Source organism: Pseudomonas syringae group sp. J254-4 (genome assembly GCF_032586855.1).
Lineage (GTDB): Bacteria > Pseudomonadota > Gammaproteobacteria > Pseudomonadales > Pseudomonadaceae > Aquipseudomonas > Aquipseudomonas amygdali.
In genome coordinates, this window is the sequence record NZ_JAWHOO010000004.1 from 90,383 (window position 1) to 116,635 (window position 26,253).

26 protein-coding genes and 1 other RNA gene are annotated in these 26,253 nt (G+C 58.9%); 21 read left to right on the plus strand and 6 right to left on the minus strand.

Annotation, left to right across the window (positions count from 1 at the left end):
* Window positions 1–2: 2 nt before the first annotated feature.
* Window positions 3–446, minus strand: coding sequence for a YhcB family protein (locus RYB09_RS07065; protein ID WP_058400712.1), 444 nt, complete (start codon window positions 444–446; stop codon window positions 3–5).
* Window positions 447–591: 145 nt separating this feature from the next.
* On the opposite strand from RYB09_RS07065, the gene RYB09_RS07070 reads away from it, so the two are divergent.
* The 3 genes from RYB09_RS07070 (at window position 592) to zapE (ending at window position 3,767) form a co-directional block, all read left to right on the plus strand.
* Complete coding sequence (locus RYB09_RS07070) at window positions 592–1,221, plus strand: alpha/beta hydrolase (RefSeq protein ID WP_230016791.1); 630 nt, start codon at window positions 592–594, stop codon at window positions 1,219–1,221.
* Between the two features lie 39 nt (window positions 1,222–1,260).
* Window positions 1,261–2,610: a tryptophan--tRNA ligase gene (locus RYB09_RS07075; RefSeq protein WP_316887711.1), complete on the plus strand. Its 1,350-nt coding sequence runs from the start codon at window positions 1,261–1,263 to the stop codon at window positions 2,608–2,610.
* Window positions 2,611–2,672: 62 nt separating this feature from the next.
* Window positions 2,673–3,767 carry a cell division protein ZapE gene (gene zapE / locus RYB09_RS07080; protein WP_316887713.1) on the plus strand — a complete coding sequence of 365 codons (1,095 nt, stop codon included), beginning with the start codon at window positions 2,673–2,675 and terminating at the stop codon, window positions 3,765–3,767.
* Between the two features lie 65 nt (window positions 3,768–3,832).
* Here zapE and RYB09_RS07085 read toward each other — a convergent pair whose 3' ends face one another.
* Window positions 3,833–4,738 (minus strand): GlxA family transcriptional regulator, encoded by a 906-nt coding sequence (locus RYB09_RS07085; protein WP_162839824.1) that lies wholly within the window; start codon window positions 4,736–4,738, stop codon window positions 3,833–3,835.
* Between the two features lie 495 nt (window positions 4,739–5,233).
* Between RYB09_RS07085 and rplM the strand changes: the two genes are divergently transcribed.
* The 4 genes from rplM (at window position 5,234) to RYB09_RS07105 (ending at window position 7,396) form a co-directional block, all read left to right on the plus strand.
* Window positions 5,234–5,662 (plus strand): 50S ribosomal protein L13, encoded by a 429-nt coding sequence (gene rplM, locus RYB09_RS07090; RefSeq protein ID WP_002555065.1) that lies wholly within the window; start codon window positions 5,234–5,236, stop codon window positions 5,660–5,662.
* 14 nt (window positions 5,663–5,676) lie between these two features.
* Entirely contained in the window at window positions 5,677–6,069 is a 393-nt protein-coding gene (gene rpsI, locus RYB09_RS07095; RefSeq protein WP_002555064.1) for a 30S ribosomal protein S9, read from the plus strand.
* 281 nt (window positions 6,070–6,350) lie between these two features.
* Entirely contained in the window at window positions 6,351–6,968 is a 618-nt protein-coding gene (locus tag RYB09_RS07100; protein ID WP_044323144.1) for a glutathione S-transferase N-terminal domain-containing protein, read from the plus strand.
* Between the two features lie 17 nt (window positions 6,969–6,985).
* On the plus strand, window positions 6,986–7,396 hold the full coding sequence (locus RYB09_RS07105; protein ID WP_004656546.1) for a ClpXP protease specificity-enhancing factor: 411 nt from the start codon (window positions 6,986–6,988) through the stop codon (window positions 7,394–7,396).
* Window positions 7,397–7,457: 61 nt separating this feature from the next.
* Here RYB09_RS07105 and RYB09_RS07110 read toward each other — a convergent pair whose 3' ends face one another.
* The 4 genes from RYB09_RS07110 to RYB09_RS07125 form a co-directional block, all read right to left on the minus strand.
* Window positions 7,458–8,036: a BON domain-containing protein gene (locus tag RYB09_RS07110; RefSeq protein ID WP_057403079.1), complete on the minus strand. Its 579-nt coding sequence runs from the start codon at window positions 8,034–8,036 to the stop codon at window positions 7,458–7,460.
* Window positions 8,033–8,626: a phosphoheptose isomerase gene (locus RYB09_RS07115; protein ID WP_002555059.1), complete on the minus strand. Its 594-nt coding sequence runs from the start codon at window positions 8,624–8,626 to the stop codon at window positions 8,033–8,035. Before RYB09_RS07115 ends, RYB09_RS07110 begins: the two co-directional genes overlap by 4 nt.
* A 168-nt stretch (window positions 8,627–8,794) precedes the next feature.
* Window positions 8,795–9,169 carry a YraN family protein gene (locus RYB09_RS07120; protein WP_177342351.1) on the minus strand — a complete coding sequence of 125 codons (375 nt, stop codon included), beginning with the start codon at window positions 9,167–9,169 and terminating at the stop codon, window positions 8,795–8,797.
* Window positions 9,166–10,980 carry a penicillin-binding protein activator gene (locus tag RYB09_RS07125; RefSeq protein ID WP_316887719.1) on the minus strand — a complete coding sequence of 605 codons (1,815 nt, stop codon included), beginning with the start codon at window positions 10,978–10,980 and terminating at the stop codon, window positions 9,166–9,168. Before RYB09_RS07125 ends, RYB09_RS07120 begins: the two co-directional genes overlap by 4 nt.
* A 281-nt stretch (window positions 10,981–11,261) precedes the next feature.
* On the opposite strand from RYB09_RS07125, the gene rsmI reads away from it, so the two are divergent.
* From rsmI to RYB09_RS07195, 14 genes are all read left to right on the plus strand, one after another.
* Window positions 11,262–12,131, plus strand: coding sequence for a 16S rRNA (cytidine(1402)-2'-O)-methyltransferase (gene rsmI, locus RYB09_RS07130; protein WP_316887854.1), 870 nt, complete (start codon window positions 11,262–11,264; stop codon window positions 12,129–12,131).
* Window positions 12,132–12,229: 98 nt separating this feature from the next.
* Window positions 12,230–12,587: RNase P RNA component class A (gene rnpB / locus RYB09_RS07135), an RNA gene on the plus strand.
* Window positions 12,588–12,893: 306 nt separating this feature from the next.
* Complete coding sequence (mraZ, locus tag RYB09_RS07140) at window positions 12,894–13,349, plus strand: division/cell wall cluster transcriptional repressor MraZ (RefSeq protein WP_002555055.1); 456 nt, start codon at window positions 12,894–12,896, stop codon at window positions 13,347–13,349.
* 2 nt (window positions 13,350–13,351) lie between these two features.
* Window positions 13,352–14,293: a 16S rRNA (cytosine(1402)-N(4))-methyltransferase RsmH gene (gene rsmH / locus RYB09_RS07145; protein WP_002555054.1), complete on the plus strand. Its 942-nt coding sequence runs from the start codon at window positions 13,352–13,354 to the stop codon at window positions 14,291–14,293.
* Window positions 14,290–14,583, plus strand: a complete 294-nt coding sequence (ftsL, locus tag RYB09_RS07150; RefSeq protein ID WP_002555053.1) for a cell division protein FtsL — start codon at window positions 14,290–14,292, stop codon at window positions 14,581–14,583. The genes rsmH and ftsL overlap by 4 nt, the downstream gene beginning before the upstream one ends.
* Window positions 14,583–16,310, plus strand: coding sequence for a peptidoglycan D,D-transpeptidase FtsI family protein (locus RYB09_RS07155; protein ID WP_004666184.1), 1,728 nt, complete (start codon window positions 14,583–14,585; stop codon window positions 16,308–16,310). The genes ftsL and RYB09_RS07155 overlap by 1 nt, the downstream gene beginning before the upstream one ends.
* On the plus strand, window positions 16,310–17,773 hold the full coding sequence (locus tag RYB09_RS07160; RefSeq protein ID WP_316887721.1) for a UDP-N-acetylmuramoyl-L-alanyl-D-glutamate--2,6-diaminopimelate ligase: 1,464 nt from the start codon (window positions 16,310–16,312) through the stop codon (window positions 17,771–17,773). Before RYB09_RS07155 ends, RYB09_RS07160 begins: the two co-directional genes overlap by 1 nt.
* Window positions 17,766–19,136, plus strand: a complete 1,371-nt coding sequence (locus RYB09_RS07165) for a UDP-N-acetylmuramoyl-tripeptide--D-alanyl-D-alanine ligase (protein WP_316887723.1) — start codon at window positions 17,766–17,768, stop codon at window positions 19,134–19,136. Before RYB09_RS07160 ends, RYB09_RS07165 begins: the two co-directional genes overlap by 8 nt.
* Window positions 19,136–20,218: a phospho-N-acetylmuramoyl-pentapeptide-transferase gene (mraY, locus tag RYB09_RS07170; RefSeq protein ID WP_002555049.1), complete on the plus strand. Its 1,083-nt coding sequence runs from the start codon at window positions 19,136–19,138 to the stop codon at window positions 20,216–20,218. Before RYB09_RS07165 ends, mraY begins: the two co-directional genes overlap by 1 nt.
* Before the next feature lie 5 nt (window positions 20,219–20,223).
* The gene (murD, locus tag RYB09_RS07175) at window positions 20,224–21,570 is read left to right on the plus strand and encodes a UDP-N-acetylmuramoyl-L-alanine--D-glutamate ligase (RefSeq protein WP_044323150.1); all 1,347 of its coding nucleotides are present in this window, start codon (window positions 20,224–20,226) and stop codon (window positions 21,568–21,570) included.
* Window positions 21,567–22,781, plus strand: coding sequence for a putative lipid II flippase FtsW (gene ftsW / locus RYB09_RS07180; protein WP_002555047.1), 1,215 nt, complete (start codon window positions 21,567–21,569; stop codon window positions 22,779–22,781). Before murD ends, ftsW begins: the two co-directional genes overlap by 4 nt.
* The gene (gene murG, locus RYB09_RS07185; protein ID WP_316887726.1) at window positions 22,771–23,841 is read left to right on the plus strand and encodes an undecaprenyldiphospho-muramoylpentapeptide beta-N-acetylglucosaminyltransferase; all 1,071 of its coding nucleotides are present in this window, start codon (window positions 22,771–22,773) and stop codon (window positions 23,839–23,841) included. Before ftsW ends, murG begins: the two co-directional genes overlap by 11 nt.
* A complete protein-coding gene (murC, locus tag RYB09_RS07190; protein ID WP_316887728.1) occupies window positions 23,834–25,294 on the plus strand; it encodes a UDP-N-acetylmuramate--L-alanine ligase in 1,461 nt (486 codons plus the stop codon). The genes murG and murC overlap by 8 nt, the downstream gene beginning before the upstream one ends.
* Complete coding sequence (locus tag RYB09_RS07195) at window positions 25,291–26,250, plus strand: D-alanine--D-alanine ligase (protein ID WP_219170164.1); 960 nt, start codon at window positions 25,291–25,293, stop codon at window positions 26,248–26,250. Before murC ends, RYB09_RS07195 begins: the two co-directional genes overlap by 4 nt.
* The last annotated feature ends 3 nt before the right edge of the window (window positions 26,251–26,253 follow it).

Genomic DNA, 26,253 nt, shown 5'->3' on the forward strand with positions numbered 1-26,253 from the left:
CCTTACCTTTTCAGGCCGTAATGCTCATCCAGCATTCCAGGCGTGTTGGGCGCCTTGGGGGCGTAGTCCTTGGGTGTCTCGGTGTCGCGCGGAGGAGTCAGGCGGTCGCGATGATCGCGGTGCGCATGATTGGCCTCAGGGTGCAGGGCGGCCAGCAAGCGTTGGCGGGTCAGCTCGTCGAGAGCCAGACGATTGGCACCCTCGGCAAGGTGTTCCTGAACATCCTGATAGCTCTGCGAAAGCTTCTGTACCAGATTGGCCGTGCTGTTGAAGTGCGTGACTACCTCGTTCTGATAGGTGTCGAAGCGCTCCTGAATGTTGTCCAGCTGGCGCTGGGTGCTGTTCGGAACGGTGTTGGGCAGCAGGCGTGCTACCAGAAAACCAATGACGACACCGGCCACCAGGGCGAGCGTCGGCAACAACCAGACTAAGAGCGAGTGTTCCACGAGTCCTTCCTCTATAAACGGCTTTGCTTTACGTTAACGGCTGGAACCTGCGCTGTATACCCGCGACGTATCGTTGATATGCAAGCCGCAGACAATCAGCTAGACGAGTCGACCCATTTCGAGGTCACGGAGTTCTGTTTTGCTCATGCGTGAAACCCCATTATTTATCGATGGCCCAGAAGGCCAGCTCGAAGCGCTGTATCAGGATATACCCGACGCCCGAGGCGTTGCACTGATCTGCCATCCTAACCCGATACAGGGCGGAACGATGCTCAATAAAGTCGTCTCGACGTTGCAGCGTACCGCAAGGGATCAAGGTCTGATCACCTTACGCTTCAATTATCGCGGTGTCGGTGCCAGTGCCGGTACATCGGTCGCCGGGCCAGGCGAGATCGATGATGCCCAGGCTGCCGCGCAATGGCTGCGCGCGCAACATCCTGATCTGCCCATGACTCTGTTCGGTTTTTCTTTCGGTGGCTACGTTGCCGCCAACCTGGGCGGTCGTCTTGAAGGGCAGGGTGAAAAACTGACGCATTTGTTTCTGATTGCTGCAGCGGCCTCGCGGCTCAAGGATCAAAGCGTCTTGCCGCGAGCCTGCCCGCTGACGATCATTCAGCCAGAAGACGATGAAGTGATCGATCCCGAAACGGTCTATGCATGGTCGGCCGCGCTGCAACGCCCCCATGAGCTGCTGAAAGTGGCAGAATGCGGACACTTTTTTCACGGCAAGCTGACCGATCTGAAAGATCTGCTTCTGCCGCGACTTTCCAACTGATTGCAGCCCGTATTGCATCCTTTAGATAAGCGACCTGCCATGACCACTCGTATCCTGACCGGTATCACGACCACCGGCACTCCCCATCTGGGTAACTACGCGGGCGCGATTCGCCCGGCCATTGTCGCCAGCCGTCAGAGCGATTTCGACTCGTTCTACTTTCTGGCCGACTACCACGCGTTGATCAAATGCGATGACCCGCTGCGCATTCAGCGTTCGCGTCTGGAAATCGCTGCGACCTGGCTGGCAGCTGGCCTGGACGTTGATCGTGTGACCTTCTATCGCCAGTCGGACATTCCGGAGATCCCTGAACTGACCTGGCTGCTCACCTGTGTGGCTGCCAAGGGCCTGCTTAACCGCGCGCACGCCTACAAGGCATCGGTGGACAAGAACGTCGAAGGTGGCGAGGACCCGGATGCAGGCATCACCATGGGGCTGTACAGCTACCCGGTGCTGATGGCCGCCGACATTCTGATGTTCAATGCGCATCAGGTTCCGGTGGGTCGCGACCAGATCCAGCACGTTGAAATGGCCCGCGACATCGGCCAGCGGTTCAACCACCTGTTTGGCAATGGCAAGGAATTCTTTGTCATGCCCGAGGCCTTGATCGAAGAGAGCGTCGCCACGCTGCCCGGTCTGGACGGGCGCAAGATGTCTAAAAGCTACGACAACACCATCCCGTTGTTCAGCAGTGCCAAGGAAATGAAAAGCGCTATATCACGCATCGTCACCGACTCGCGTGCGCCGGGTGAAGCGAAGGATCCGGATACCTCGCACCTGTTCACCCTGTATCAAGCCTTCTCGACGGCAGAGCAGTGCGCTGAATTCCGTTCCGACCTTTTGCAGGGGTTGGGCTGGGGTGAAGCGAAGAACCGTCTGTTCGCTTTGCTGGATGCGCAATTGAGCGAGCCCCGTGAAAAATATCTGGGGCTGATCGAGCGTCCTGCCGATCTCGAAGATATCCTGCTCGCCGGCGCGCAGAAGGCACGTCGGGTTGCCACGCCGTTTCTGGAGGAACTGCGTGAGGCGGTGGGTCTGCGCTCGTTCCGCGCCACAGTGCAAAACGCCGACACCGGCAAGAAAAAGGCCAGCAAGGGCGCTCGTTTCGTCAGCTTCCGTGAAGACGACGGCAGCTTCCGTTTCCGCCTGCTGGCCGCCGATGGCGAGCAACTGCTGTTGTCGCGCAATTTTGCCGACGGCAAGGCAGCCGGTATCGCCAGCAAGCAGTTGCAGCAGGGCGGTGAGCTGGATCTGCGCAGTGAAACCAATGGCTTCACGCTGTGGCTGGACGGTGAGTGTGTGGCTGATAGCCCGGTGTTCGCCGATGCCACTGCGCGCGACAACGCGATTCAAACCCTTAAGCTGGCACTTGCTCCTCAACAGGACTGATTGCCAATCCCCGGGGTCGTCGCTACAGTGACGACCCGTTTTTGTTGCCTTGCTAACGAATTATGACGCCCCTAGAACGATATCAATCTGATCTGAAACGCCCGGACTTCTTTCACGATGCCGCGCAGGAAAACGCTGTGCGCCATTTGCAGCGCCTGTATGACGATCTGGTTGCCGCTCACGACAGCAAGCCCGGTCTGTTCGGCAAGCTGTTCGGCAAGAAAGAGCCGACCCTGGTCAAGGGGTTGTACTTCTGGGGTGGCGTAGGCCGTGGCAAGACCTATCTGGTCGACACGTTCTTTGACGCGCTGCCGTTTCAGGACAAGGTCCGTACACACTTCCACCGCTTCATGAAGCGCGTGCACGAAGAGATGAAGACCCTCAAGGGCGAGCGAAATCCGCTGACGATCATCGCCAAGCGTTTTTCCGACGAGGCACGGGTTATCTGTTTCGACGAGTTCTTTGTTTCCGACATCACCGATGCCATGATCCTGGGCACGCTGATGGAAGAGCTGTTCAAAAATGGCGTAACGCTGGTGGCAACCTCCAACATCGTTCCAGACGGCCTGTACAAGGACGGTCTGCAGCGTGCGCGCTTCCTGCCTGCAATTGCGCTGATCAAGCAGAACACCGACATCGTCAACGTCGACAGCGGCGTCGACTACCGTCTGCGTCACCTGGAACAGGCTGAGCTGTTTCACTTCCCGCTCAACGAAGTTGCGCAGGAAAGCCTGCGTAAAAGCTTCAAGGCCCTGACCCCGGATTGCGCAGAAACCATCGAAAACGATGTGATGATGATCGAAAACCGCGAGATCCGCGCCCTGCGTACCTGTGATGATGTGGCCTGGTTCGACTTCCGCGAACTGTGCGACGGGCCACGCAGCCAGAACGACTACATCGAGCTGGGCAAGATCTTTCATGCCGTGCTGATCAGCGGCGTCGAGCAGATGGACGTTTCTACCGATGACATCGCCCGGCGTTTTATCAACATGGTCGACGAGTTCTACGATCGCAACGTCAAGCTGATCATTTCAGCCGAGGTTGAGTTGAAGGACCTGTACACCGGTGGCCGGTTGATGTTCGAGTTTCAACGCACCCTGAGCCGTCTGCTGGAAATGCAATCCCACGAATTCCTCTCGCGGGCGCACAAGCCCTAGCAGCGACTGCAAGCGGCGAGTTTCAAGCTACACGCTTGAAACTCGCCCATGCCGCAGCTTGCAGCTCACAGCTTTTCCTTTTGGCTCTCGAACTGCTGCCGGTACTGGTTGGGCGACAGCTCGGTGTGTTGGCGAAACAGCCGGGCGAAGAAGCTGGCGTCGTCATAGCCCACCTCGTAGCTGATGGTCTTGATGCTTTTGCGAGACCCTGACAGCAATCCCTTTGCCGTTTCGATCCGCAGCCGTTGCAGGTAATGCAGCGGCTTGTCGCCGGTTGCGGTCTGAAAGCGGCGCATGAAATTGCGAATGCTCATGCCGTGCTCGCGGGCCACATCTTCAAAGCGGAACTTGTCGGCAAAGTGCTCTTCCAGCCAGTGCTGAATCTGCAGGATGACCACGTCCTGATGCAGTTTCTGCCCGCCAAAGCCGATCCGGCCCGGTGAGTAGGTGCGGCGCACTTCGTAAAGAATATCGCGGGCCACGGCCTGGGCGACGTTGGCCCCGCAGAACCGCTCGATCAGGTAGATGTAGAGGTCGCACGCTGACGTCGTGCCCCCTGCGCAGTACACGTTATCGGCGTCAGTCAGGTGCTTTTCCTGATTGAGCAGCACCTTGGGGTAGCGTTCGGCAAATGCACTGAAGAAGCGCCAGTAGGTAGTCGCTTCCTTGCCGTCGAGCAATCCTGCCTCGGCAAGCCAATAGACCCCGGTGGCCTCGGCGCAGAGTACGGCACCGTTGGCATGCTGCTCACGCAGCCAGGGCAGAATCTGCGGGTAGCGTTCGCACAGGGTTTCAAAATCATCCCAAAAGGCCGGGATAACGATGATGTCGCTTTGGCAAAGCGCGCCGTCGACCGGCAGTGTGACGTCGCTGAAGCTGCTGACGGAGAGTCCGTCCGGGCTGACGAGGCGGGTTTCGAAAGCGGGCACCAGGCCCTGGCCCAGTTGTTTGCTGTAGCGCAGGCTGGCCAGGTGGAAGAAGTCCTTGGCCTGCATGACCGTCGAGGCAAACATCTTGTCGGTGGTCAGAATGCTTACGCGGCGCAGCAGAGTGGCGTGTTGGATCGGCATAATCGTTATTCTTATATGGGTAAATGGTCAAGCAACGGCTGGATCGTCTTATTTTTTGTCAGGTGTGTCCAGCCTCCTCATGCCAGTATCTCTGCGAGAGGTGTGCATGATGGCTTTGTGCTAAGCGGGTAAATATCCGCCAATCCACGCCCCGCAGGCAATAAACAGAATGTGAACAAAAAATCCGGTTGAGGTTATTTTTACAGTCTGTATAATCCGCCAGCTCTTTGCAGTGGAAGTGATGCGCCGTCTGCCGAAGAATCTTGCCGTATAACGGACGCGCTGACCCGAGCCCCCGATAGCGTCTGTTTCCGGCTGCCTTTGACTTGTCAAAGTACGCACTATTCAGTAAGATCCGCCGTCTAATTTTCAGGGCGGCCCCTGAGGCTATAAAGAATGAAAACTTTTACTGCTAAACCGGAAACAGTTAAGCGCGACTGGTTCGTCGTCGACGCTGCTGGTCAGACCCTGGGTCGTCTGGCCACCGAAATCGCGAGCCGTCTGCGTGGCAAGCACAAACCGGAATACACTCCGCACGTTGATACCGGCGACTACATCGTCGTGATCAATGCCGAGCAGATCCGCGTTACTGGTGCCAAAACCACCGACAAGATCTACTACTCACACTCCGGTTTTCCGGGCGGGATCAAGTCGATCAACTTCGAAAAGCTGATCGCCAAAGCTCCTGAGCGCGTGATCGAGACCGCGGTCAAAGGCATGCTGCCTAAGAACCCGCTGGGTCGCGACATGTATCGTAAGCTGAAAGTCTATGCGGGCGCTGTACACCCTCATACTGCTCAGCAGCCCCAAGAACTGAAGTTTTAACGGAATAGTTCATTATGTCGGCGACTCAAAATTACGGCACTGGCCGTCGCAAGACCGCAACCGCTCGCGTTTTCCTGCGTCCGGGTACTGGTAACATCTCGATCAACAACCGCTCCCTGGACAATTTCTTCGGTCGCGAAACTGCCCGCATGGTAGTTCGTCAGCCGCTGGAACTGACCGAGACAGTTGAAAAGTTCGACATCTACGTCACCGTTATCGGTGGCGGTGTAAGTGGTCAGGCTGGCGCAATCCGCCACGGTATCACTCGCGCTCTGATGCAATACGACGAGACTCTGCGTGGCGCTCTGCGTAAAGCAGGCTTCGTGACTCGCGATGCTCGTGAAGTTGAACGTAAGAAAGTCGGTCTGCGTAAAGCGCGTAAGCGTCCGCAGTACTCGAAGCGTTAATTCGTTCTTCGTTCAAAGAAAGAACGTCCATCCCCTCGCGGGGCTGGGCGTTTTTTTATGGGCGTGATTCTTGCGGTTGAGGTGTTTTCAAGCTGGGCGTGTCACGTCGATATTGCGAGATTTATAAGCCTGTCGGCGAAGATTACAGAATTTACATCGCGTAAATGAGCTATCTTGTGGCCCGCGACGAACACCTGTCCTGTTGCGTTCATTATCGGATGCGCCCTTAAGGCGTGTTCGTTCGTCTGTCCGATAAATTTTAACAAGCGAGGAGGATCGCCATGGGCGTGACCAACCGGTTGGCCTGCTACTCCGACCCCGCCGACCACTATTCTCATCGTGTGCGTATTGTGCTCGCCGAGAAGGGTGTCAGCGCCGAAATCATTGAGGTTGTGGCAGGTCGTCATCCGCCGCAGCTGATTGAAGTAAATCCGTATGGCAGCTTGCCGACTCTCGTTGATCGTGACCTGGCGTTGTACGAGTCGACGGTGGTGATGGAATACCTGGATGAGCGCTATCCGCATCCGCCCTTGTTGCCTGTCTATCCCGTGGCTCGCGCCAACAGCCGTCTGCTGATCCATCGCATTCAGCGAGACTGGTGTGGTCTTGTGGACCTGATCCTCGATACGCGCAGCAAAGAGCCTGCTCGTGTTCAGGCGCGCAAGGAGCTTCGTGAAAGTCTGACCGGGGTTTCACCGTTGTTTGCGGAAAAAGCTTTTTTCATGAGCGACGAGCTAAGTCTTGTTGACTGCTGTCTACTCCCCATACTCTGGCGTTTGCCAATTTTGGGTATTGAATTGCCACGGCCTGCCAAGCCGTTGCTTGATTACATGGAGCGCCAATTTGCGCGTGAGGCTTTTCAGACGAGTCTGTCTGCTGCCGAACGTGAAATGCGCTAAGGCTTAAGGAGCCGTTAATGAACTCCAGTCGCCCTTATCTTGTTCGCGCTCTCTATGAGTGGATCGTCGATAACGATTGCACCCCGCACGTGCTGGTCAATGCGGATTACCCCTCGGTGCAGGTCCCGCAAGGGTTTGCCAATGACGGGCAGATTGTCCTGAATGTTTCGCCAAGTGCGGTGCGTCATCTGCATATGGATAACGAAGCTGTCAGCTTCGAAGGCCGCTTCGGCGGTGTGCCGCATACGCTTTACGTGCCTGTAGCTGCCATCCTGGGTATTTATGCCCGTGAGAACGGTCAGGGTATGGTTTTCGATCTGGAGCCTTCCATGGATGAGGGTGAGGAAATCGAGATCGAAGATGATACCCCGCCCGACAGCGAGCCACCGCGCCCGAGTGGCCGGCCGAGTCTGAAGGTCGTGAAGTAAAAAATGCGCAATAAAAAAGGCGATCTCCGGATCGCCTTTTTTTTCGCCTGCCGGTTACCCGTCAGTCGATGTACTCAAACAGTTTGACGATCTTCTGCACGCCGGAAACGCCCTGTACCAGGTTGGTGGCGCGATTGGCTTCGTCCTGGGTCACCAGGCCCAGCAGGAACACAATACCGTTCTCGGTCACCACCTTGATGCGTGAGCCGGGGATGGATGCGTCGGCAATCATCTGGCTTTTGATCTTGGTGGTCAGCCAGGCATCGTTGTTACGCGCCAGCAGCGAAGAGGGCGCCATGACCTGCAGCTCGTTGTTGACCTTCTTGACGCGCTGGACCGAGCTGGCGGCCTGTTCGGCAATTGCCTTGAGGTCGGCGCGGGGTGTCTGGCCAGCCAGCAGCACGATGCCGTTGAAGCTGGTCACAACGATGTGTGAGCCTTCTGCGAGATCAGGGTTGGCTTTGGAGATGTTGACGGCTGCCTTGGTCTCGATCAGTGAATCGTCGATCTTGCTGCCGAAGGTGCGGGTGCCGCGATCGTCTTCGATCGGTTTTTCGCGAGTGGCCGTGATCACCGAACTGCATCCGGTGATGCTGAGGCACAGTGTCAGAACCAGTAGGCTGAGACGATTAGGGGTCATTCTTCACTCCCGAACAGTTGGCTGTCGATCAAATCGCAAAGGCAATGGATCGCCAGCAGATGGACTTCTTGTATGCGTGCCGTGACATTGGCAGGTACGCGGATCTCCACGTCCTCGGGCAATAGCAGGGAAGCCATGCCGCCACCGTCGCGTCCCGTCAATGCTACGACAATCATTTCGCGATCATGTGCGGCCTGGATGGCCTGAATAATATTTGCCGAGTTACCGCTGGTGGAAATGGCCAGCAGCACATCACCTGGCTGGCCCAGTGCGCGGATCTGCTTGGAAAAGATTTCGTTGTAGCTGTAATCGTTGGCAATCGAGGTAATCGTAGAGCTGTCGGTTGTCAGGGCGATGGCTGGCAGGCTCGGCCGCTCGCGCTCGAAACGGTTGAGCAGTTCCGAGGAGAAGTGCTGTGCATCGCCAGCCGACCCGCCGTTGCCGCACGCGAGCATCTTGCCCTCGTTGAGCAGGGCATTGACCATGACCTGACTGGCTTGCTCGATATAGGGTGCAAGGACTTCCATCGACTGTTGCTTGGTTTCGATGCTGGCCTGGAACAGCCGGCGAATTCGGGATTGCATGTCCATCAATGTGACCTTAATTAGAGCGTACGGCGGCGGGACGGATGCGCCGGGTTCTCCCGGGAGCTATCCGGCACACAAGGTGTGCAGCCGGCAAAACAAATAGCGAAATCGATGAGCGTAGAAGCTATTGCAGTTCATTAACACGGCAGGGCTGCTGTGCCCATGCGCAGGTCAGCTGTCAAAAGCACTCTTGATCCAGTTCAGCGGTGCAGTGTTGCCAGGCTGGCCTTCAATGGCGATCACGTCGAAACGACAGGGGTGACTGGCCCAGTCTGTTGCTTGCTGCAGAAAAAGCTGTGCGGCAGTGACAAGTTTTGCCTGCTTGCGAAAATCAACGCTTTCCATGGCTCCACCCCAGCCTGAGTGGCGCCGGTAGCGAACTTCGACGAATACTACTGTATCGCCGTCAAGCATGACTAGATCAAGCTCGCCGCGTTTGCATAACCAGTTTTGTTCAATCAGGTGCAGCCCCTGTTGTTGCAAAAACTGCAGGGCGAAGGCTTCAGCCTCGCGCCCTGCCTGTTGGCGGCTGCTGCGTGGTATCAAGGCGCTGTGTCCGGCAGACGCTGGATCTTGCCGTCGACGAACTCCGCCCATGGCAACTGACGCTCGACGCGACGGCCAGGGTTGATGCTCAGGCTACCCGACAGGCCATCGATGCGGCTGTCAGGCATAGCCTTGAGTTGCGCAAGGCGTGGGGCCAGACGGTAGGCGTCGATGCCCATTGCGTACAGGCGACCAAGGCTGCCTGCAGCTTGTGGCCATTGCGCGGTCACCTGCTGGCGCAGCGGGTCTTCAGCGTTCAGCAGCCAAGGCGTCTCGCAGAAGCGCACACCGTTGAGGTCCATGTACTGCGCATGATCGTTGCTGTTGGTGAATAGGTGCGAGGTGGCGTAGACCGGAACATCGCCTGCGTACTGGAAAACCATGGTTGGCTTGATCTGCTGCGCCTGTTGCGGCGTGGCGGCGAGGAACATGAAGTCAATGTCCTGGCGACGGCTTGGCTGCGCGGCTACCTGAGTACCGGCAGTGCTCTGCAGACGCTGGGCGCGACCTTCGCTGTTGCGCAACTGGAACAGATCGGCGACCTGCTGTGCCAGTTCTACAGGCTGGTCGACGTGCTCGGCTGCGATCAGCGTACCGCCCTTGGCCTGCCAGCTCTTGCGGAAGGCATCCAGAACGCGGTCGCCCCATTCGCCTTTCGGCACCATTGCTACAGCGCTGCGCTTGCCATCGGCCCAGGCGCGACGTGCAACTTCGCGGGCTTCGTCTTCGGCAGCCAGGCCGAACTGGTACAGCTGAGCGGGGCCTTCGTTGCTGGTGTCGCTGTAGTTCAGCGCCAGTGTAGTGATCGGGAGCTGCTGGCGGCTGTTCAACTGTTTGACGAGGTTCTTTTCCAGCGGACCGACGACCAGCTGTACGCCAGCGGCCTGAGCCTGACGGTAGAACTCGTCCATCGAGGTAACGCGCGAGCTGTCGAACACCTGGATAGCGGGTGGATTCTGTCCTGCTTGTTGTGCCTGGAAGTGCGCGGCCATGAAGCCTTCGCGCAACGCTTTGGCAACTGCGGCCAGCTGGCCATCCTGCGGCAGCAGCAGAGCGATTTTGGTAATCGGCTCGCTGGTCAGGGCGCGCAGTTGGGCGAGTGCGGTAGGCAGTTGCAGTGCTGCAGGGTGTTTCGGGTTCTGGGCTTTCCAGTTGTCGATGGCTGCCTGTTGCTGCTCAAGTGTGCCTGCGCCTTTGATCGAGCGGGCCAGGTTCAGCCAATCGCCCATATCGCCGCTGGCTGTACTTTGCAGTTGCTCGGCCGGCAGAGCGGACACCAGCGTCCAGATTGCATCATTGTTGGCGCTGGCTTCTGCACCTTGCAGCAGAGGGCCGGCGAATACTCGCTCATTGACGGCCGCCAGGGCCTGGCCATCGGCCTCCAGGGCGCGCGCCTTGACCGTGTGGGTGCGAACCTGCTGCTCGACCGACAGTTCGCCCAGGCGTTGCATGCTCGGGTGGTTCAGTGCGGTCAGTGCTGCCTTGGGCTGATTGCGGCCCATCGCCAGCTCTGCGGACAATGTGCTGGCGAAAACCTGCAGTCCAGGCTTGAGTTGATCGATTTGCACCTGTCCGAGAATCTGCGCAGCGCGTCCTGCGTCATTCTGGCGGGCGGCCAGGTCGGCCGCACTCAAGCGCAGCGTAGCAGCCTGCTCGGGTGTTTTGGCTGTGGCGGCCTGATCAAGCAACTGCTCGATGCTGGCGTCAGGGGTTCGAGGCAGCTCGCCAAGACTGGACGAGGGCGAGCTGGCACAGGCTGCGAGAAGGGCAGCGAGGCAGAGGGCAGAGAGCAGCCGCAGACAAGCGATCATTGGTATGTTCCTGAAACTCGAGCGAATTAACGGGGAATTGTACCCAAGCGCTGGCCGGGGTGCGATGTCGAAGGTGTTTAAAGCCGTGATATTGGTCGCGTTAGGGTCATCTGGCGGCCAAATCGTTCAATTCGAGGGGGCTGCGTTGTGTTGTGTCCGGCCTTGATCATGTATTTATTCCTTTTTTATCGGCATCCCTGATGCGCGAACCGCTCGGCCGTGCTTCAGCCTGTACAATGCATTCTTTCCAAGTATCAGCTTTAACCTGTGAGGTTTGCGTTTTGACTGTTCCGGTTGTTTCGAATTCCACTCCGGGCTCGCTTTATGTAGTGGCGACTCCTATCGGCAATCTGGACGACATGAGCGTGCGGGCATTGAAGGTGTTGCGTGAGGTCGCGCTGATTGCGGCTGAAGACACGCGCCATTCTGCACGGCTGATGCAGCACTTCGGGATATCCACTCCGCTGGCCGCCTGTCACGAGCATAACGAACGTGATGAGGGTAGTCGGTTCATAACGCGTCTGCTGGCTGGCGACGATGTGGCGCTGATTTCCGACGCAGGCACGCCGCTGATCTCTGATCCCGGTTATCACCTGGTGCGCCAGGCGCGTGCTGCGGGTGTGCCGGTTGTCCCTGTGCCGGGCGCTTGTGCCCTGATTGCCGCTCTTTCTGCGGCCGGGCTGCCTTCGGACCGATTCATTTTCGAGGGCTTTCTTCCTGCCAAGGCAGCAGGGCGCAAGGCAAAACTCGAGCGAGTAAAGGAAGAGCCGCGCACGCTTATTTATTATGAAGCTCCGCACCGGATTCTTGAGTGTCTGCAAGACATGGAGCAAGTCTTTGGTGCCGACCGTCAGGCCTTGCTGGCACGTGAAATAACCAAAACTTTTGAAACGCTCAAGGGTCTGCCTTTGGGTGAGCTGCGGGCTTTTGTCGAGGCCGACAGTAATCAGCAGCGTGGCGAATGCGTTGTGCTGATAGCCGGCTGGACACCGCCCGAGGACGAGGATGTCATTGGTGAGGAGGCGCGCCGCATACTGGATTTACTGCTTGCGGAGATGCCTCTCAAGCGCGCCGCAGCCTTGGCAGCCGAAATAACCGGCGTGCGCAAGAACCTGCTTTATCAGGTGGCGCTGGAGAAACAGAAGGAATGATGGGTTGCCTTCAAAAGGGGTGGATAACGGGGACAAGCGCACCCCACGTGCTATTAAAGCTTGTTCTTGAAGGCATGTGCCGCTAACCTTGGCGGCGGAGAGTCGATTGGACAGTCGCTGCCTCTTGTTGTTCCGCAACAGGGGGGGGAGGAAAGTCCGGGCTCCATAGGGCGGAGTGCCAGGTAACGCCTGGGAGGCGTGAGCCTACGGAAAGTGCCACAGAAAATAACCGCCTAAGCACTTCGGTGCCGGTAAGGGTGAAAAGGTGCGGTAAGAGCGCACCGCACGTCTGGTAACAGTTCGTGGCAAGGTAAACCCCACTCGGAGCAAGACCAAATAGGGTTCCTAGGCGTGGCCCGCGCTGGAACCGGGTAGGTTGCTAAAGACGTCCAGTGATGGCCGTCGTAGAGGAATGACTGTTCTCGACAGAACCCGGCTTACAGATCGACTCTCCACCTTTTTCCAACCCTTCGTTTCAAGCAGCAAAACCCTCTCGTAATACCAAAAAAATCTTACAGCTCATAAATCACATTAACTTTGAATCGCAACGATTTGAGTGATGTGGGATTTATCTGTCAGAGCCTTCGTAAAATTACCCTTTTATACCCAATACCTCTCCTAAATCTCCGAAATGTAAGGGTTTTCCTTAAGACCGTGCCTTGACGGTGTGGTGGGCGCGTTCCTATAGTGTGCACAAGTGGCAGAAAGTGGCACGAAGTGGGTTTTTTCAGCGCAAAAAGCTAATATTCGGAGAATGCGCCTGTGTTCCGTGGTGCCAACGCGATCAATCTCGATGCCAAGGGCCGTCTCGCTATGCCGAGCCGGTACCGTGACGAGTTGGATTCGCGTAGTGCCGGGCAACTTATCGTGACCATTGATGCCGTTGATCCCTGTCTTTGCCTGTATCCGCTTTCCGAATGGGAGCTGATAGAGGCAAAACTTCGTGATCTGGCGACGTTTCGTGAAGAGAACCGTCGTCTGCAAAGGCTTTTGATTGGTAATGCTGTCGATCTGGAACTCGATGGCAGCGGGCGTTTTCTGGTGCCGCCACGCTTGCGCGAATACGCCAGGCTGGATAAGCGCGTAATGCTGGTGGGCCAACTCAACAAGTTTCAACTGTGGGACGAGGACGCCTGGAATGCTCTTGCTGATGCTGACCTGGCTGCCATTCAAAAACCTGGCGCTATGCCCGACGAATTACGTGATTTGATCCTGTGACTATGAACAGCGGCTTTACCCACATCACCGTGCTGCTTGAAGAAGCCGTGGAGGCTCTCGCGGTGCGTGCCGATGGCTGCTATCTGGACGGCACGTTCGGACGTGGCGGGCATAGTCGTCTGATATTGAGCCAGCTTGGTCCTGATGGTCGGCTTCTGGGGTTCGACAAGGACCCTCAAGCGATTGCCACAGGGCAAGCGCTAGCGGCCGAAGACGGCCGCTTTGTCATTGTGCAGCGCAGCTTTGCCGAATTGGGATCCGAGGCTCAGGAACGCGGTTTGGCGGGCAAGGTCAGTGGCATTTTGCTGGATCTGGGCGTGTCGTCCCCGCAGCTGGATGACCCCGAGCGCGGTTTCAGCTTCATGAACGACGGCCCGCTGGACATGCGTATGGACCCAACCCGTGGCGTGAGCGCTGCCGAGTTCATTGCGACTGCGCCCGCTGAAGAAATTGCCCGCGTATTCAAGGAATACGGCGAAGAGCGATTTGCCAAACGCATGGCCAATGCGGTCGTCGCGCGCCGTGAAGTCCAGCCTTTCGAGCGTACTGCTGATCTGGCAGAAGTGCTCAAGGTCGCCAACCCTGCCTGGGAAAAGGGCAAGAATCCTGCAACGCGTGCCTTTCAGGGCCTGCGTATTCACGTGAACAACGAGCTGGGCGATCTGGAAGCCGGTCTCGAAGCCGCGCTGGATGCCCTTGAAGTTGGTGGTCGCCTCGTCGTCATCAGTTTTCACTCGCTGGAAGACCGCATCGTCAAGCTGTTCATGCGCAAGCTCGCCAAGGGCGAAGCCGACAACATGCCACGCAATCTGCCGATCCAGTTCAAGCCGTTTGAACCGAAAATCAAAATTCACGGTAAGGCTCAATTCGCCTCGGATACCGAAACCAAAGCCAACCCGCGTTCGCGCAGTGCTGTCATGCGTGTAGCGGAGAAGCTCAGGTGAGCCGTCTGTTTCTGAAGCCTTTGCCCGGCGGCAGCTTCATTATGCTGCTGCTGTTCATTGCTGTCCTGATTTCAGCGATTGGCGTTTCCTATAGCGCACATTGGAATCGTCAACTGCTCAACTCGCTGTATTCGGAAATGAGCGTGCGCGACAAGGCGCAGGCAGAGTGGGGCCGGCTGATTCTTGAGCAGAGCACCTGGACTGCACATAGCCGCATCGAGAATCTGGCCACCGAACAGCTGAAAATGCGCATTCCAAGCGCTGCCGAAGTGCGGATGGTGGCGCCATGATGAAACTTGAAGGCGCGCTTTATCCGTGGCGTTTTCGCGTGGTCGTGGGGCTGCTGGTGTCCCTCGTGCTCGCCATTTGCTGGCGCATCGTTGACCTGCAGGTTATCGACCACACCTTTCTCAAGGAGCAGGGCGATGCCCGCAGCCTGCGGCATATCCCGATTCCGGCTCACCGTGGCCTGATCACCGACCGCAATGGCGAGCCGCTTGCCGTCAGTACTCCGGTGACGACGCTGTGGGCCAACCCGCGCGAAATGCAGCAGGACAAGTCCAAGTGGCCGATGCTCGCAGCGGCTACCGGGCAGGATCTGAAAGCGTTGACTGATCGCCTGGAATCGCAATCCACCAAGGAATTCATCTACCTCGTTCGTGGCATGACGCCGGAGCAGGGTCAGGCAGCGCTGGATCTGAAAGTCCCTGGCGTTTACGGCATCGAAGAGTTCCGCCGTTTCTACCCGGCAGGGGATGTTACCGCGCACATGGTTGGTTTTACCGACCTTGATGACCACGGTCGCGAAGGTGTCGAGCTGGCATATGACGACTGGCTTGCGGGAGTGCCCGGCAAGCGTCAGGTCATCAAGGACCGGCGCGGCCGACTGATCAAGGATGTTCAGGTGACCAAGAATGCCAAGGCCGGAAAGACCTTGGCTTTGTCTATTGACCTGCGCCTGCAATACCTGGCAACCCGTGAGCTGCGCAACGCCATCGTGGAAAACGAGGCCAAGGCAGGCAGTATGGTGATCATGGACGTCAAGACCGGTGAAGTTCTGGCGATGGTCAATCAGCCGACCTACAACCCGAACAATCGCCGCACCATGGTGCCTGCTGCCATGCGCAACCGGGCCATCATTGACGTGTTCGAACCTGGTTCGACCATGAAGCCGATCTCCATGACCGCAGCGCTGGACAGTGGCCGCTGGAAGCCTACCGACAAGGTCGAGGTCTATCCAGGCACCCTGCAGATCGGCAAATACACTATTCGTGACGTGACCAAGACCGAGGGCCCGATCCTCGATCTGACCGGCATCCTGATCAACTCCAGTAACGTCGGCATGAGCAAGGTCGCGTTCGATGTGGGCGGCGAAGCGATCTTCCGTGCCATGCAACGCGTTGGTTTTGGTCAGTACACCGGCCTCGGCTTCCCTGGCGAGCGCGTCGGCAACCTGCCCAACTACCGCGAATGGCGCAAGGCTGAAACCGCCACGCTGTCCTATGGCTACGGTCTGTCAGTCACCGCTTTGCAGCTGGTACACGCCTATGGCGCGCTGGCCAATAACGGCCGCATCGTGCCACTGACCATTTTGAAAACGGATAAAGAGCCGGAATCGACCCAGGCTATTCCCGAGAAAACCGCCAAGACTCTGCAGGGTATGTTGCAGCAGGTTATCGAAGACCCGCGCGGCGTTTATCGCGCCCGTGTGCCGTCCTATCACGTCGGCGGCAAGAGCGGTACGGCGCGTAAGACGTCGATCGGCACCAAGGGCTATGCGGAGAACTCCTATCGCTCCCTGTTCGCCGGTTTCGGCCCGATGAGTAACCCGCGTTATGCCATCGTCGTGGTCATCGATGAGCCGAGCAAGGGCGGTTACTACGGTGGTCTGGTTTCGGCTCCGGTATTCAGCAAAGTCATGTCCGGTACGTTGCGTCTGATGAACGTCACTCCTGACAACCTTGCCCCACCGGAACAAGTCAATGCAGCACCGGCAGCCAAAGGAGGGCGTGGTTGATGGCCTTTAATCTGAGCAAGATTTTCGCTCACACCGATCGCGATGCGCTGATTCGCGAGTTGACTCTCGACAGCCGCAATGTCCGTCCGGGTGATCTGTTTCTAGCCATACCGGGTATCAAGGTCGATGGCCGTGCACATATTGCCGACGCGCTCAAGCGTGGCGCTGCGGCTGTGGCGTACGAAGTCGAAGGCTCGACCGTTCTGCCGATCACCGACGTGCCGCTGATCCCGGTCAAGGGGCTCGCCGCGCAGTTGTCCGATATTGCCGGCCGCTTCTACGGCGACCCGAGCCGCAGTCTGAATCTGGTCGGTGTTACCGGCACCAACGGCAAGACCAGCGTCACCCAGCTGGTTGCGCAGGCGCTTGATGCACTGGGTCAGCATTGCGGCATTGTCGGCACACTGGGCACAGGCTTCTACGGCGCATTGCAAAGCGGCCGTCATACCACGCCTGACCCGATTGCCGTTCAGGCGACGCTGACCGATCTGAAAAAGTCCGGGGCGCGTGCAGTGGCGATGGAAGTTTCGTCTCATGGGCTGGATCAAGGGCGGGCGACGGCGCTGGCGTTTGATGTGGCGGTGCTGACCAATCTGTCCCGTGATCACCTGGATTATCACGGCACCATGGAAGCGTACGCTGCCGCCAAGGCCAAGCTGTTTGCATGGTCCAACCTGAAATGCCGGGTAATCAACCTGGATGATGCTTTCGGTCGTGAACTGGCCGGTATCAAGCAAGAGTCGCGGTTGATCACCTACAGCCAGCTGGACAGCTCGGCCTACCTGTATTGCCGCGATGCGAAATTCGATGACGATGGCGTGCGCGCTACGCTGGTCACGCCTCAGGGCGAGCATTTCCTGCGCAGCAGCCTGCTGGGGCGCTTCAACCTGAGCAACGTGCTGGCTGCGGTCGGTGCTTTGCTGGGCCTGGATTACGCGCTGGACGAAATTCTCAAGGTGCTGCCGAAACTCGAAGGTCCGGTCGGGCGCATGCAGCGTCTGGGTGGTGCCGACAAGCCGCTGGTGGTTGTCGATTACGCGCATACTCCGGATGCGCTGGAAAAAGTCCTCGAAGCACTGCGCCCGCACGCCAAAGGCCGCCTGCTGTGCCTGTTCGGCTGCGGCGGTGATCGTGATCGCGGCAAGCGTCCGCTGATGGCTGAAGTGGTCGAACGCCTGGCCGACGGTGCGTGGGTCACCGACGACAACCCGCGCTCCGAATCGCCAGCCAGTATTTTTGACGATATTCGCCCTGGCTTCACTGCTGTCGACAAGGTGCGCTTCATCGAAGGTCGCGGCCAGGCCATTGCCGAGCTGATTGCCAGCGCCAGTGCCGATGATGTCGTGGTGCTGGCCGGTAAAGGGCACGAGGACTATCAGGAAATCGACGGTCAGCGCCATCCGTTCTCTGACCTGCAAGAAGCTTCCAAGGCGCTTGCTGCATGGGGACCTGCGAATGATTAAGCCAATGACATTCAGCGAACTGGTCGTGCCACTTGACGCCCGTCTGGTCGCTGGCGACTGCAGCTTTGACGGCGTGAGCACTGACAGCCGTGGCATCGAGCCGGGCCAGCTGTTTGTGGCCCTGACCGGACCGCGCTTCGACGGCCATGAGTACCTTGAGCAGGTGGCTGCCAAAGGTGCGGTAGGTGCTTTGGTCGAGCGCGAAGTGCAGGGCGCAAGCCTGCCGCAACTGGTCGTGCTCGATACCCGCAAGGCGCTCGCGCAACTGGGCGCAATGAACCGCAATGCGTTCATCGACAAGCCGGTTGCAGCGATGACCGGTTCCAGCGGCAAGACCACGGTCAAGGAAATGCTCGCGAGCATCCTGCGTACGCGCGGACCTGTGCTGGCCACTCGTGGCAATCTGAACAACGAGCTGGGCGTGCCATTGACGTTACTGGAGCTGGCTCCAGAGCACAGTGCGGCGGTCATCGAGCTGGGCGCATCGCGGGTGGGCGAAATTGCCTTCACCGTGAGCCTGACCAAGCCACACGTTGCCATCATTACCAACGCCGGAACCGCCCATGTCGGCGAGTTTGGCGGGCCGGACAAAATTGTCGAAGCCAAGGGCGAGATTCTGGAAGGTCTTGATGCCAGCGGCACTGCGGTGCTGAATCTGGAAGACAAGGCGTTCCCTGTCTGGCGCAAGCGTGCCGGCAATCGCAACATTCTGACCTTCGCACTGGCTGACCCTGCGGCGGATCTGCACGCCAGTGAACTCAGTCGTGATGCCCGCGGCTGCCCGGGCTTCACCATGAACAGCCCGCTCGGCGTCGCCCAGGTTCAGTTGAATCTGTTGGGCGCGCACAACGTGGCCAACGCTTTGGCAGCTGCGGCTGCAGCCTGCGCTCTGGGCGTGACGCTGGAAGGTATTGTTGCGGGCCTGAACAACGTGCAGCCGGTCAAGGGCCGTGCGGTTGCGCAAATCGCCAGCAACGGCACGCGCGTCATTGATGACACCTACAACGCCAACCCTGCCTCGATCAACGCGGCCGTCGACATCCTTACCGGTTTTACCGGTCGTACCGTGCTGGTGCTGGGCGATATTGGCGAGCTGGGCGAGTGGGCCGAACAAGGCCATCGCGACGTAGGGGCCTATGCCGCTGGCAAGGTCTCGGCGCTGTATGCCGTCGGCCCGTTGATGACTCATGCCGTCAGCGCCTTTGGTGAACATGCTTACCACTTTGCCAGTCAGGCAGAGCTGATCGCGGCGCTGGGCGCCGAGCAGGACCCTAATACCACTTTATTGATCAAGGGCTCGCGTAGCGCTGCGATGGAAAACGTCGTGGCTGCCTTGTGCGGTTCTAGCCTGGAGAAACATTAATGCTGCTGCTGTTGGCCGAGTTTTTACAACAGTTCTACAAAGGCTTCGCGGTCTTTCAGTACCTGTCCTTGCGCGGGATCCTTGGCGTGCTCACTGCACTGACGCTGTCGCTGTGCCTGGGCCCGTGGATGATCCGCACCTTGCAGATGCGCCAGATCGGCCAGTCGGTCCGCAACGACGGTCCGCAGTCGCACTTGTCCAAATCGGGTACGCCGACCATGGGCGGCGCGCTGATCCTCTCGTCCATCGGTATCAGTACGCTGTTGTGGGCTGACCTGAGCAATCGTTACGTTTGGGTTGTGTTGCTGGTGACACTGCTGTTCGGGGCCATCGGCTGGGTCGATGACTACCGCAAAGTGATCGAAAAGAACTCGCGTGGCCTGCCGAGCCGCTGGAAGTATTTCTGGCAGTCGGTATTCGGCCTCTGTGCAGCGATCTTCCTTTATACGACTGCACCGTCGGCTACCGAAACCACGCTGATCGTGCCGATGCTCAAGGATGTGCGCATCCCGTTGGGTATCGGTTTCATCGTGCTGACCTATTTCGTGATCGTCGGCTCCAGCAACGCAGTCAACCTGACTGACGGCCTGGACGGTCTGGCGATCATGCCGACGGTGATGGTGGGCGGTGCGCTGGGCATCTTCTGCTACCTGTCGGGTAACGTGAAGTTTGCTGAATACCTGCTGATTCCCTACGTACCGGGGGCCGGCGAGCTGATTGTCTTCTCTGGTGCGCTGATTGGCGCGGGGCTCGGGTTTCTCTGGTTCAACACCTATCCGGCGCAGGTATTCATGGGCGACGTCGGTGCGCTGGCGCTGGGCGCTGCACTCGGCACCATGGCCGTGATCGTGCGTCAGGAAATTGTCCTGTTCATCATGGGCGGCGTGTTCGTGATGGAAACCCTTTCAGTGGTCATTCAGGTTGCGTCTTTCAAACTCACCGGTCGCCGCGTGTTCCGCATGGCGCCGATTCACCATCACTTTGAACTCAAAGGCTGGCCCGAGCCACGCGTGATCGTCCGTTTCTGGATCATCACCGTGATTCTGGTGCTCATTGGCCTTGCCACACTGAAACTGAGGTAGAACGAGTGTCCCTGATCGTCTCCGACCGCTTCCGCATTGTTGTGGGGCTTGGCAAAAGTGGCATGTCCCTGGTTCGCTTCCTGGCGAACCGGGGCGTGTCCTTTGCCGTGGCCGACACGCGGGAGAATCCTCCTGAGCTGGCGACCTTGCGTCGTGACTATCCGCAGGTGGAAGTGCGTTGTGGCGAGCTGGACGTGGATTTCCTCTGCCGTGCCGACGAGTTGTATGTCAGCCCCGGTCTGGCGCTGGCCACCCCGGCCCTGCAGCAGGCGCACGCGCGTGGCGTCAAGCTGTCCGGCGACATCGAGCTGTTCGCGCGTTACGCGAAGGCGCCGGTCATCGCCATCACCGGTTCGAATGCGAAAAGCACGGTGACAACGCTGGTGGGTGAAATGGCCGTCGCTGCAGGCAAACGCGTTGCGGTCGGGGGCAACCTCGGTACTCCGGCGCTGGACCTGCTCAGCGACGATGTCGAACTGTACGTAATGGAGCTGTCCAGCTTTCAGCTCGAAACCACCGACCAGCTCAATGCTGAAGTGGCAACCGTGCTGAACATCAGCGAAGACCATATGGACCGCTACAGCGGCCTGCCGGCTTACCACCTGGCCAAGCACCGGATTTTCCGTGGCGCGCGGCAAGTGGTGGTCAATCGTCAGGATGCCCTGTCCCGTCCGCTGATTGGTGAAGGCCTGCCTTGCTGGACGTTCGGTCTCAACAAGCCTGATTTCCACGGCTTTGGTCTGCGTGAAGAAAACGGCGAAAAATACCTGGCGTTCCAGTTTGAAAACCTGATGCCGGTACGTGAGCTGAAAGTTCGTGGTGCTCACAATCAGGCCAACGCCCTTGCTGCATTGGCGCTTGGGCATGCGGTTGGCCTGCCGTTCGATGCGATGCTTGCAAGCCTGCGCGAATTCACCGGCCTGGAGCATCGCTGCCAGTGGCTGCGTGAGCATGACGGCGTTCATTACTACAACGACTCCAAGGCCACCAACGTCGGTGCCGCACTGGCTGCCATCGAAGGTCTGGGTTCGGATATCGACGGCAAGCTGGTACTGATCGCTGGTGGCGATGGCAAAGGCGCTGACTTCAGCGCATTGCGTGCGCCAGTCGCTGAGCATTGCCGCGCTGCGGTGTTACTGGGCCGCGACGCCGAGCTGATTGCCCAGGCATTGGGTGATGCCGTTCCTCTGGTGCGTGTCGACACCGTCCAGGCTGCTGTCGAGCACAGTGCAAAGCTGGCGCAGCGGGGCGATGCGGTATTGCTTTCGCCTGCATGCGCCAGCCTGGACATGTTCAAGAATTATGAAGAGCGCGGACGTGTGTTCGCGCAGGCAGTGGAGTGCTTGTCATGATCTTCGGTGTGATCAAGCCTTATCCATCGCCACTGATCAGCGGGCGCGGCATTGACCTCGACTTCCCGATGCTGGTCGGCTGTCTGGCGTTGCTGGGCCTTGGGCTGGTAATGATTACTTCCGCCTCGTCGGAAGTTGCTGCAGTTCAGTCGGGCAACACGCTGTACATGATGACCCGCCACCTGGTTTATCTGTTGATCGGCCTGGGTGCTTGTGGCGTGACCATGATGATCCCGGTCGCCACCTGGCAACGTCTGGGCTGGATGATGCTGCTCGGCGCGTTCGGCTTGTTGCTGCTGGTACTGGTGCCGGGAATCGGGCGCGAGGTGAACGGTTCGATGCGCTGGATCGGTTTCGGCGCGTTCAACGTGCAGCCGTCGGAAATCGCCAAGGTATTCGTGGTGATCTTCCTTGCCGGCTACCTGATCCGTCAGCAGCAGGAAGTTCGCGAAAGCTGGATGGGCTTTTTCAAGCCGTTCATCGTGCTGCTGCCGATGGCCGGGCTGCTGCTCATGGAACCTGACTTCGGTGCGACCGTGGTAATGATGGGCTCGGCGGCAGCCATGCTGTTTCTCGGCGGTGTCGGCCTGTTCCGCTTCTCGCTGATGGTGGTGCTGGCGGTCGCTTCTGTGGTGGTGCTGGTCCAGGCCCAGCCCTACCGGATGGCGCGTCTGACCAACTTTACCGACCCGTGGGCTGACCAGTTCGGTTCCGGTTATCAATTGACCCAGGCGCTGATCGCCTTCGGTCGTGGCGAGTGGTTCGGCGTCGGGCTGGGCAACAGCGTGCAGAAGCAGTTCTATCTGCCGGAAGCGCACACCGACTTCGTGTTCTCGGTGCTTGCAGAAGAGCTGGGCGTGGTGGGTTCGCTGATCACCGTCGCACTGTTTCTGTTTGTCAGTATTCGCGGTATGTACATCGGCATGTGGGCCGAGCGCGCCAAGCAGTTCTTCGGGGCCTACGTGGCCTACGGTCTTTCGTTCCTGTGGATCGGTCAGTTCCTGATCAACATCGGTGTGAACGTTGGTCTGCTGCCGACCAAGGGTCTGACTCTGCCATTCCTCAGCTACGGCGGCAGCTCGCTGGTGATCTGCTGCGCGAGTCTTGGCCTGCTGCTGCGCATCGAGTGGGAATCGCGCAACAACATGGGCAGTGAAGAAGCCGAGTTCAAGGAAAGCGACTTCGCCGAGGAGACGCCCCATGGACGCTAATGTGCTGATCATGGCTGGCGGCACCGGCGGGCATGTATTCCCGGCGCTGGCTTGTGCACGCGAGTTTCAGGCACGTGGCTACAAGGTCCACTGGCTGGGCACGCCACGCGGAATCGAAAACGAACTGGTCCCGCAGGCCGGTTTGACGCTGCACCTGATCAATGTCACCGGGCTGCGTGGCAAAGGCCGGCTGTCGCTGCTCAAGGCGCCGTTCATGTTGCTCAAGGCCCTGATGCAGGCGCGCAAGGTTGTCCGTCAGGTGAAGCCGGTCTGCGTGGTTGGCTTCGGTGGCTATGTCACCGGCCCTGGTGGTCTGGCGGCGAAGCTGGCAGGCGTACCGTTGATCATTCACGAGCAGAACGCCGTTGCCGGTACAGCCAATCGCAGCCTGGCGTCGTTCGCCAGCCGCGTGTGCGAGGCGTTCCCGAACACCTTTGCGGCCTCGTCCAAACGCCGCACCACCGGCAATCCGGTGCGTGTCGAGCTGTTTCTGGAAACACCGCGTCAGACGCTGGCCGGGCGCAAGGCGCGTCTGCTGGTACTGGGCGGCAGTCTGGGCGCGGAGCCATTGAACAAATTGCTGCCCGAGGCGCTGGCCCGGTTGCCTCAGGACATCCAGCCCGAAGTGTTTCATCAGTCGGGCAAGAATCACGACGCAGTCACCGCCGAGCGTTATCGCAACGTGGGCGTCGAGGCGCAGGTTGCGCCATTCATCCAGAACATGGCCCAAGCCTATAGCTGGGCCGATCTGGTGGTCTGCCGCGCAGGCGCATTGACCATCAGCGAACTGGCCGCCGCAGGTCTGCCGTCGTTGCTGATACCGCTGCCCCACGCGATTGATGACCATCAGTCACGTAACGCTGACTATCTGGCTCGCGAAGGCGCAGCCTTCGTCATGCCGCAAGCGACAACTGGCGCCGCCGAGATGGCAGCACGCCTGAAAGAGGTTTTGATGCAACCCGAACAATTGAACAGCATGGCCCGCACAGCACGTAGCCTGGCCAAGCCTGATGCAACCAACACCGTCGTCAACGTCTGCGTGGAGGTGGCTCATGGTTGAGAATCAACGCGCCATGCCGCAACCTGAAATGCGCCGTATCCGTCGCATCCACTTCGTCGGTATCGGCGGCGTCGGTATGTGCGGGATTGCCGAAGTGTTGTTGAACCTGGGCTACGAAGTCTCGGGCTCCGACCTCAAAGGCTCGGCCGTGACCGAGCGTCTGGAATCGTTCGGCGCGCAGATCTTTGTTGGCCATCGCGCCGAGAACACCGTGGGTGCCGACGTACTGGTGGTGTCCAGCGCTGTGAATACTTCCAACCCGGAAGTCGCCACCGCGCTGGAACGCCGTATTCCAGTCGTGCCCCGTGCCGAGATGCTCGCCGAACTGATGCGCTATCGCCACGGCATCGCTGTCGCCGGTACGCACGGCAAGACCACCACCACCAGCCTGATCGCTTCGGTGTTCGCTGCTGGTGGCCTGGACCCGACCTTTGTGATTGGTGGCCGTTTGAACGCCGCGGGCACCAACGCCCAGCTGGGCACCAGCCGTTACCTGATCGCTGAAGCCGATGAAAGCGATGCCAGCTTCCTGCACCTTCAGCCCCTGGTTGCGGTAGTCACCAATATCGACGCCGATCACATGGCGACCTACGAAGGCGACTTCAATAAACTGAAGAAGACCTTTGTCGAGTTCCTGCATAACCTGCCGTTCTATGGCCTGGCGGTCATGTGCATCGACGATCCGGTAGTGCGTGAAATTCTCCCGCAGGTCAAGCGCCCGACGCTGACCTACGGCTTCAGCGAGTCTGCCGACATACGTGCAATCAACGTGCGTCAGGACGGCATGCTGACATTCTTTACCGTACTGCGCCGCGACCGCGAGCCGCTGGATATGTCGGTGAACATGCCCGGCAATCACAACGTACTCAACTCGCTGGCGACCATCGCTATTGCCACCGACGAAGGTGTCAGCGATGAGGCGATCGTGCAGGGCCTTTCGGGGTTCCAGGGCGTCGGTCGTCGCTTCCAGGTGTACGGCGAGTTGCCGGTCGAAGGCGGTAACGTGATGCTGGTCGATGACTATGGTCACCATCCGCGCGAAGTGGCTGCTGTGATCAGCGCCGTACGTGGTGGCTGGCCGGATCGTCGTCTGGTGATGGTCTACCAGCCGCACCGCTTCAGCCGCACCCGTGACTTGTACGACGATTTCGTACAGGTTCTGGCGGACGCCAATGTGTTGCTGCTGATGGAAGTCTACCCGGCGGGTGAAGAACCGATTCCCGGCGCCGACAGCCGCAACCTGTGCCACAGCATTCGTCAGCGCGGTCAGCTGGACCCTATCTACATCGAGCGCGGCGTCGAGCTGGCGCCGCTGGTCAAGCCGCTGCTGCGCGCTGGCGACATTCTCCTGTGCCAAGGCGCTGGCGACATCGGCGGTCTCGCGCCACAACTGCTGAAAAGCCCGCTGTTCGCTGGCGCTAAAGTGGCCCCCACCGAAGGGAAGCTGAAATGACAGCCGTCGCCCAGTCTTCCCTGCGCTCGACGCTCGAGCCGAAAAGCTTCGGCCGTGTCGCCGTGCTCTTCGGTGGCAAGAGTGCTGAACGGGCAGTTTCCCTGAACTCCGGTAATGCGGTGCTCAAGGCGTTGCTCGATGCTGGCGTGGACGCGTTCGGCATCGATGTGGGCGATGACTTCCTGCAGCGACTGGTCAGCGAAAAGATCGACCGTGCCTTCATTGTTCTACACGGGCGAGGCGGCGAAGACGGCACTATGCAAGGCCTGCTGGAATGCCTGGAAATCCCTTATACCGGCAGTGGTGTACTGGCTTCCGCGCTGGCGATGGACAAGTTGCGCACCAAGCAGGTCTGGCAGAGTCTCGGCCTTGCGACGCCCTTGCATGCCGTTCTTGAAAACGAGAGCGATTGTATTTGCGCAGCGACGGAACTGGGCTTCCCTTTGATCGTCAAACCGGCCCATGAAGGTTCAAGTATCGGTATGGCAAAGGTGAACAGCGTCGATGAATTGATCGCCGCCTGGAAAGCCGCCAGTACCTACGATTCGCAAGTATTAGTCGAACAGTGGATTCAGGGACCTGAGTTTACTGTGGCGTCTCTGTGTGGCCAGGTGTTGCCTCCCATTGGCCTGGGCACTCCTCACAGTTTTTATGATTACGATGCCAAGTACCTGGCGTCCGATACTCAGTACCGGATCCCTTGCGGGCTTGGCGATGCGCAGGAACAGGAACTCAAACAACTTGCAGCACGCGCTTGCGACGCCATCGGCATCGCAGGGTGGGCGCGCACGGATGTTATGCAGGACGCACAAGGCAAGTTCTGGTTACTTGAAGTTAACACCGTGCCCGGCATGACCGATCACAGTCTGGTGCCTATGGCTGCGCGTGCTGCAGGTCTGGATTTTCAACAACTGGTGTTGGCGATTCTGGCCGACAGTGTTCAGGCGAGAGGGTAAGGC